This is a genomic window from Staphylococcus pseudoxylosus, from assembly GCF_003697915.1.
GTDB lineage: Bacteria > Bacillota > Bacilli > Staphylococcales > Staphylococcaceae > Staphylococcus > Staphylococcus pseudoxylosus.
The window spans coordinates 24,855-32,707 of sequence record NZ_RCVN01000019.1; the positions used below are offsets into that span (position 1 = coordinate 24,855).

Annotated in this window: 8 protein-coding genes; 6 read left to right on the forward strand and 2 right to left on the reverse strand. The window is 32.6% G+C overall.

Annotation, left to right across the window (positions count from 1 at the left end):
• Positions 1 to 14: 14 nt before the first annotated feature.
• The 3 genes from D9V42_RS13400 to D9V42_RS13410 all read left to right on the forward strand — a co-directional run bounded on the left by D9V42_RS13400 (position 15) and on the right by D9V42_RS13410 (position 2,903).
• Complete coding sequence (locus D9V42_RS13400) at positions 15 to 845, forward strand: alpha/beta hydrolase (RefSeq protein ID WP_233665240.1); 831 nt, start codon at positions 15 to 17, stop codon at positions 843 to 845.
• 19 nt (positions 846 to 864) lie between these two features.
• Positions 865 to 2,115 carry a M20 family metallo-hydrolase gene (locus D9V42_RS13405; protein WP_107555263.1) on the forward strand — a complete coding sequence of 417 codons (1,251 nt, stop codon included), beginning with the start codon at positions 865 to 867 and terminating at the stop codon, positions 2,113 to 2,115.
• A 200-nt stretch (positions 2,116 to 2,315) separates the two neighbouring features.
• Entirely contained in the window at positions 2,316 to 2,903 is a 588-nt protein-coding gene (locus D9V42_RS13410; protein ID WP_107555264.1) for a histidine phosphatase family protein, read from the forward strand.
• Between the two features lie 283 nt (positions 2,904 to 3,186).
• Here the strand turns inward: D9V42_RS13410 and D9V42_RS13415 are convergent, their stop codons facing one another.
• Positions 3,187 to 3,687: a GNAT family N-acetyltransferase gene (locus D9V42_RS13415; protein ID WP_107555265.1), complete on the reverse strand. Its 501-nt coding sequence runs from the start codon at positions 3,685 to 3,687 to the stop codon at positions 3,187 to 3,189.
• A 559-nt stretch (positions 3,688 to 4,246) separates the two neighbouring features.
• Here D9V42_RS13415 and D9V42_RS13420 point away from each other — a divergent pair.
• From D9V42_RS13420 to D9V42_RS13430, 3 genes are all read left to right on the forward strand, one after another.
• Complete coding sequence (locus tag D9V42_RS13420) at positions 4,247 to 4,780, forward strand: RNA polymerase sigma factor (RefSeq protein ID WP_241961461.1); 534 nt, start codon at positions 4,247 to 4,249, stop codon at positions 4,778 to 4,780.
• Positions 4,773 to 5,582 (forward strand): anti-sigma factor, encoded by an 810-nt coding sequence (locus D9V42_RS13425; RefSeq protein WP_122065360.1) that lies wholly within the window; start codon positions 4,773 to 4,775, stop codon positions 5,580 to 5,582. Before D9V42_RS13420 ends, D9V42_RS13425 begins: the two co-directional genes overlap by 8 nt.
• Positions 5,583 to 5,719: 137 nt before the next feature.
• A complete protein-coding gene (locus D9V42_RS13430; RefSeq protein ID WP_107555268.1) occupies positions 5,720 to 7,195 on the forward strand; it encodes a Mur ligase family protein in 1,476 nt (491 codons plus the stop codon).
• Positions 7,196 to 7,263: 68 nt separating this feature from the next.
• Here the strand turns inward: D9V42_RS13430 and isaB are convergent.
• Positions 7,264 to 7,853 (reverse strand): immunodominant staphylococcal antigen IsaB family protein (gene isaB, locus D9V42_RS13435; RefSeq protein WP_122065362.1); only part of this gene is annotated, 590 nt, incomplete at its 5' end.

Here is a 7,853-nt window from a genome sequence, read left to right on the forward strand (position 1 = left end):
TTATATATAGGAGGATGATAGGTTTGTCTCAATATCATTCTGAAATGATGACTGAGGATGGATTCACCTTACCTTTCACAGTTATTGAAGCAAAAAGCAAACATCCAAAAGGCGTTATCACGTACTTTCATGGTGGCGGATTAATCTTTGGGAGCCCTGACGATCTTCCACAGAATTACATAGACTTATTAACACAAGACTTTCATCTCGTTCTTGCTTCTTACCGTCTCGCACCTGAAAGTAATATAAATACAATTATTAGTGATGCTTTACTGCAATGTGATGCGACTAAACAACGCTATCCATCATTACCTTTATTTACATTCGGTCGTTCTGCAGGTGCTTTTTTAGCAATGATTGTCGCAACACACCGTCAGGTTGATGGCATTGTTGATTTTTATGGTTATTGCCGTGTACATGTACCATCATTTTTAAGACCAAATTCGCAGTATCAAGCACTATCATCTAAAATCACTCCTGAGATACTCAACCAATTGATTCAACAGCAACCGTTAACCACTGGACCTATGCAAGCCAGATACTCTATTTATATACATGCACGTGGAGAAGCTAAATGGCTAGATTATTTAGGCATTCAGACCTCAACGCAAAGTGATTATAATATTTCACCTCAGCAACTCAATCACTTTCCACCAACGTTCATTGTCCATTGTATCAATGATCCAGATGTGCCATATAGCGAAAGTGAATATATCTATCAAAACGTGAAAAATTGTCATATGGAAACTTTAGAAGATAACCAACATGACTTTGATAGAACAGTAAATGAAACTAGCATTAATTTATATAAGAAGGCCGTACATTTTTTAAACCAACGCATTTAATTGAAGGAGAATGTTTATAGTGAATTTACAAAATGTCTTAGATAATTTTCAAACGTTTAATAACTTTGCTCGAAACGAACGCAATGGTGGTATTAATCGTATCGCATTTACACACCCAGAGAGGTTAGCTGCATTAAAGTTTTCTATGTTATGCCAAAAAGCTGGATTAGATGTATATTTTGATTTCTTCGGAAATGTCATTGCACGCAGAGAAGGTAAAGACCCATCTTTGAAACCGGTAGTTTTAGGTTCTCACATTGATACTGTGAAAGACGGTGGCCAATATGACGGGTTACTTGGTGTACTAGGTGCTTTAGAGGTGATTGAACATTTAAATACACATGAAATAGAAACTGATCACCCTATCATCGTCATTGCTTTTGCCTGTGAGGAGTCAACAAGATTTAACGAGGCTACATTAGGAAGTAAATACTTAACAGGTAAGATGACGAAATCGGATATGAAATATATTAAAGATAATGAAGGCAATATACTTTATGATGTCGTCGAACCCTTATCTCAAGATATGCATGGCAAGGCTGCATTATTTGAACGTAACCAAATTAAAGCTTTTTTAGAGCTGCACATTGAACAAGGTCCAATCCTTGAAAAGAACAACAAAGATATTGGTATTGTCACAGATATTGCTGCCCCTCACCGTTTTAAGTTGAATATCCAAGGTGTCACGAGTCATTCTGGTTCTACTCCTATGCCTATGAGAATCGATGCACTGACTACCTCGTCAGAAATTATTTTAAGTATTGAATCTATAGGGCAAGCTTATCATGATCAAGGCATTGTTACGACAGTTGGTTACGCTAATGTATATCCAAATACGATGAATGCAATTCCAGGTGAAGTCACTTTGCTTATTGATATTCGTGGAAAAGACCTAGCAGTACGTGAACAAGTTGTTACAGAAATCCAACAACAAATTCAAGCTATTACTCAAAAACGCAAAACAGTATACCATTTAGACGATTTAGGTCAAGACGACCCACGAAGTTTCAATCATAAAATGGCTCGAATTACTGAACTGAGTTGTCTTCAGTCCGACTATAGTTTCCGTTATATGTATAGTGGTGCAGGCCATGACGCGATGAATTTCGCACCTATTTGTCCCACGAGTATGATTTTTATTCCTTGTAAAAAAGGCATTAGTCACTCACCAGAAGAATCTGTCACTGAGCAACAAATAGCCAAGGGTATTCAAGTTTATATAGATACAACGATTGAGTTAGCCAAACTAGAAACAATACTAGAAGATTAATACATCTATTGTAAATATTGCTTTCATTGATTTTCTCCAAAATAATAATATAATTAACAACTAAAGTGAGTATCCTATTACACAAAGTAGGTTTCTCACTTTTTTACGCACAATACTTTATGAAAAACTTTACATGTTAAAATTAAATTTTTAACTTCAAAATACTTTTAGAGACTATACAATGACAGAGGTTGATTATAATGACGAAGATATGTTTTATCAGACATGGAGAAACTGATTGGAATACTGCTGGGCGATTACAAGGACTTACAAATACCCCTTTAAATGAGAAAGGTATAGAACAAGCCAAAGCATGCGGCCAGTATTTAAAAGCATCACATTGGGATGTAATACTTACAAGCCCATTATCAAGAGCTAAAACAACTGCACAATGGATTCAACATTACTTAAATATCCCATTGATAGAAAACGACGCTTTTATCGAAGTTTCTTTTGGAGATGCTGAAGGGTTAACTCCGGAAGAACGCAGTGCAAAATTCCCTTCACTCATTTATCCAAATAAAGAAAAAGAAGCGGTAATCAAAGACCGCTTCTTAAAAGGTATAGATTTAGTTAATGATACTTATAAAGATAAAAATATATTAATCATTTCTCATGGAGCTTTTATAAATGCCATATTTCATCATTATTCAAATGGTAACTTGGGGACCGGTATTACAAAACTTACAAATGGCAGTATGAGCACACTAAAAATTACTGATGGTCATTATACTATTATCAATTATGACCAAACTTCACATTTGCCGATGCAAAGCTCAGGCATCTAAAAACAATAAACGCACGAAACAGAAATCTAATATAATTAAAAAGTTGCGTTATCCTGCGATATAGCTGGATTTGAAAGGGTTAAATGATTACCTGAGCCTTAGCTCATGCATAAGCCCCGCTAACTCTTAAAAGCGGAACACCTGAGTAAGTACTCATGTGTATACGCCACTCACTTTTAAAAGTAGAACACCTGAATAAAACTTAGATGTAAGCAGCACTAACTTAATAACTTAATAAGTGCTGCTTTAAAAAAGCTGCTCTTTAAAGAAGTGGGTTTAACAGTTAGTATTCACTTCTCAAAATAGCATAGTTTAATGTATCTCTATATTCACCGTCTACTAGCCTATTTTCTCTAAATATACCTTCTAGCTTCATTTCTAAATTTTGTAACACCATGCTTGCCGCTATATTATTTGAATCAATAGATGCCCATATTCTGTTTAATTTCAGCACTTTGAAGGCATATTTGATAATGGTTTTAGCTATATTTGTTGCGATACCATTGTTCCAATAATTTGGATGAATAATAAAGTCGATTTCGGCACTTTTATGCTCTTCATCTATAGCTAATTGTATCGTCCCAATCACTTTATCAGTATCAGGATTAACTAAAACATTATAAACAAAATTCGAATCTTTATTTATAACTTCGCTAATAAATTGCTTCGTCTCCTCATTACTTTGAGCACGCCAAGTTTGGTACTTAGTTACTTCTGTTAAGTTATGTAATTCATTTATGTCATCTATATCTGTATCAATTAAATCTCTAGAATAGAAATCCATATTTAGCCTCCTAAGATTTTAAAAATCAACTATTATTACTACCTTATGCATATCTCTGTTGTAGCTTGAATTATTTATGAATTAGGTTTTTATATTCAATTGAATCAAGTATTTTATCAGCCGCTGGCACATTAAAGCTTATCAATATAGAATTTATTTAACTTAAATATTCAATACTGTCACTTTAATTTATCACAGGTTAAATACTACTAAAAATGAAAGTAATTATTCCAAGCGTCTCACGCCCTCACCACGGAAAGCTTCAATTTAAACATTAACGATAAACTGATTTAAAACCACTCAGCAATCCAATAATTTTTAATTATATTTTTTAAATTTATAAATAATATTCATTTATAGGCATTATAACTTTATATACACATAAGTTAAATATTAAGTTATCATTTAATAATAACTTAATATTTAACTTTTTTATTTTATGAATATATTTCAATAAAAAGTTCACCCTGATTGGTGAACTTTTTCTATTCAAATTACGTATTTTTATAAACAAGGAGGGGAAGGCACGCTAGATGAAAATGATCTATATAAACTGATTGTGGAGAAAAAGGATAGCAAAAGTCTAGAAATCCTATATGATCGGTACGAGTCATTGTTATTTAATTTGGCTTATAAAATCACTCAAGACAAGCAATCTAGTGAGGAAATCTTACAAGATATTTTTATGAAAATTTGGCATCAAAAAGCAATTTTCAAATCTGAAAAAGGTAAATTATCAACTTGGCTCATTACACTATGTCGTAATGGAGCAATTGATATTGTAAGAAAGCGAAAAATCACAGAAAGTGAATTCAACGAGGAATTTCAAGGACTACAACTGAGTGGCTTACCTGAGTATGATTTATTAGATAAAGAATGTTCAGAACACATTCAAAAAATGATTTCATATTTAAATAAAGATCAACAAGATATCATTGCTCTATTTTATTATAAAGGGTTAAGCCAACAAGAGATTGCACATAAATTGGACACACCTTTAGGCACTGTAAAGAGCAGACTTCGCTTATCAATACAACATTTAAATAACTACTTTAAAAAAGTTTCAAGAAGGGAGCGTGAAGAAAATGAATGATAAAAAAGTTGATAAAATATACGATTATTTTAATGACAATTTAGATGAATACGAAAAAGAAGAAATTGAAAAAGCATTACATTCATCTTCTGAAAGTGATGAAGCTTTAAACGCCATTAATATTCTTCACGATACGCTTCCTTATAGTAATAAAGAAGTTGAACCTCCAACGGGTATGAAGCAAAGAATATTAGACGCAGTTATTAATGAAGATCATGAAAACCAACAGAATCAATCAAACGACCACAGTCAAGACGCTATGCCTTTGCATAAAAGTGTTACCCAAAATTCAAATGAATCACAGCAATATAAACAAAGTGATTATAAGCAAACTAAGCATACATGGGTTAAACGATTTTCTATAGGGATTATGGCGGCGTTATTACTGTTATCACTGATTGGAAATGGCGTTCAATATTTTAACCACAAAGAATCACAGAAACAATCGTCACCATTGATTAATACCAATGATACACACGCCATCAATTTGAAATCTATGAATGAAGAAAAAACACAAGGTCAAGCTTATGTATCTAATAGCAAAACTAATAATAAGTTAATGGTCGAAGCTAATGATATTGAAGCTACAACAGGTAATGAAGTTTATCAAGTTTGGGTCATTAAAGATGACAAACCGCATCCCGCAGGAACATTCGCAACTAAAAATAACAAAGGTATGGTCGTATTCGACTTAAATGACATCGATGTAGACAGAAATGATACCATTGCAATCACCTTAGAACCTTCACCAAACAACGCAGAACCTAAAGGACAAATGATCATGGCTAGTAAAGAAGTTTAATAAAATTATCTGAAAGGATCACTAATTTATGTGATCCTTTTTTAATTTTTATACGTATATCTCTTAATTACATTTTTAATAAGACACTGATTATATTTGTACGATTAGAAACTGAATAGAAAAGGTGGATACAAACTATGAAAATAACCGTTAAAGATATCTTGTCAGTCATTAAGCAAAATACAGTCGAATCTTCAAAATGTGTAAAATTAGATTCAGAAGTCGTTTGTGAAAAAGTTACTTCAATGTACCAAGATATAAGCCAAGCTACCCTATTTATGCTAAAAGATTCAGAAAATGTAACATATTATGCTCAATGTGCTAATGAGATGAATCCTTTGCTTGTGATTACAGATGCGTCCCCCTCTAAATTTAGCCATTTAGTATATCATATGCCTATGATTTATATAACAGATTTTCCAGAAGTAGCTAATAACTTAGTCAAATTATTTTATAAAAGAGCAATTGAACATATGAATTTCATCGCTGTTACAGGTACAAATGGTAAAACGACAACAAGTCATATGATCGGTAATTTACTTACACAACTTGATAAAAAAGTGGCTATTATAGGTACGATGGGAATATACGACGGGAATTATAATAAACTTAACTTTAAGCATTCAACTCAAACTACACCAATGTATTTTGAAATGGCTGAGATTATAAATTACTTTTATAACGAAAATTATGATTATATCGTTTACGAAGCTACTTCTATAGCTTTGGATCAAAGACGGACAGATTTTATCAAAAATGATTTAGCCGTTTTCACTAATTTCAGTCCAGAACATCTAGAATATCACGGAACTATGACTAATTATTTAAAAGCTAAATTAAGACTAGATAGATTAAGCTCACTAAATTTAGTCAATTTAGATACGGCAGAATATCGTACTATTTTAAAAGACGAACGGCATTTTTCTACTACACAAAACGCATATTATCAATATCATATTACTAATGACGCTTTGGATATAGAGATTAACAATGATGCATATACAATCGTACCTAGATTTAAAGGTGGGCATAACTTTATAAACTTAGCCACAAGTATATTCGCTTTGGATAAACTAGGTTTTGATTCAAAGAAAATCGTTAAAGTTGCTTCCACAATTAATCCACCATTACATCGCTTTCAAATAGTAGAAATAGATGCTTATACGATTATATTGGATTTTGCACACACTGCTTTGGCCATTAAAGAATCTATAAATAACGCTTTGAATTATAGTAAAAGTATTAATAAGCGCTTAAATACAATGGTTACAGGCATAGGATTGAGAGGTTTAGATAAAATAAAATTGACCGTAGATACATTACCTCAGGGTATTCATAAATTGATGATTGCTGCAGAACAAGTAGGATATGAAGACCCAGAAAAAATCCTTCGCTTTATGTTTAAGCATTTACCAGATTGCTATAGAACGAGCAATGTTTTGCGTGGTGCTTCACGGAAAGAAGGCATAAAATCACTTCTACAGGCAACAGATAAAAATAATGAGATCATTTTACTTACTGGTATAAATGAACCACAAAATTATAAAGGCCAAAAATACGATCACGATGATCACGAATATGCAAAAAAGATATTACAAGACCTCAAACATTAAACAATAATATCACTAAAAAAAAGCCCCTTAAAATTGGGGCTTTTTTTATGCCTTTATTCATATATAAATTAACGAATCATTACTTTCATTAAATAGCCATGCTTATCGAAGAAAGCTTGATACATACCGTTATTGGTTTCGTAAGTCATATATGAGCCATCCGTTGTCGTGCCTTCATCCACCATATGATTAGTCATATGTGCTTTTTCAAACATTTCTTTACTTACCGTATCTGGTTTCGTTTCAAAAGTTATATGAATTACTTGTCCATCTTTATTCATATCGATCATTGAGTCATAAACTGCTTTACTTGATACAACATCTTTATCAGATGCAGCTGTATTAACTTTATAACCATCAATCATAACGTTGTCGTGTTGTAATGCGCTTACAAAATCATATGCTTGAGTAAATTGTCCATCATATGTTGTATATCCATCATAATTATAATATGGCATCATAGTTGTTTGCCCCATTTGGTCGTTCATTGCCATGTCCTGTTGACCCATGTTGTTATTCATGTGTCCCATTTGCTCGTTCATTGCCATGTTCTGTTGATTTATGTTGTTATTCATGTGTCCCATTTGCTCATTCATTGCCATGTCTTGTTGATTCATGTTGTTATTCATGTATCCCATTTGCTCATTCATTGCCATGT

What these genes read in the sequence shown, in the direction of transcription:
- D9V42_RS13410 (WP_107555264.1), top strand. Translation starts at nt 2,316, where the DNA reads ATGACGAAGATATGTTTTATCAGACATGGAGAAACTGATTGGAATACT.
- D9V42_RS13425 (WP_122065360.1), top strand. Translation starts at nt 4,773, where the DNA reads ATGAATGATAAAAAAGTTGATAAAATATACGATTATTTTAATGACAAT.
- D9V42_RS13400 (WP_233665240.1), top strand. Translation starts at nt 15, where the DNA reads ATGATAGGTTTGTCTCAATATCATTCTGAAATGATGACTGAGGATGGA.
- D9V42_RS13430 (WP_107555268.1), top strand. Translation starts at nt 5,720, where the DNA reads ATGAAAATAACCGTTAAAGATATCTTGTCAGTCATTAAGCAAAATACA.
- D9V42_RS13415 (WP_107555265.1), bottom strand. Translation starts at nt 3,687, where the DNA reads ATGGATTTCTATTCTAGAGATTTAATTGATACAGATATAGATGACATA.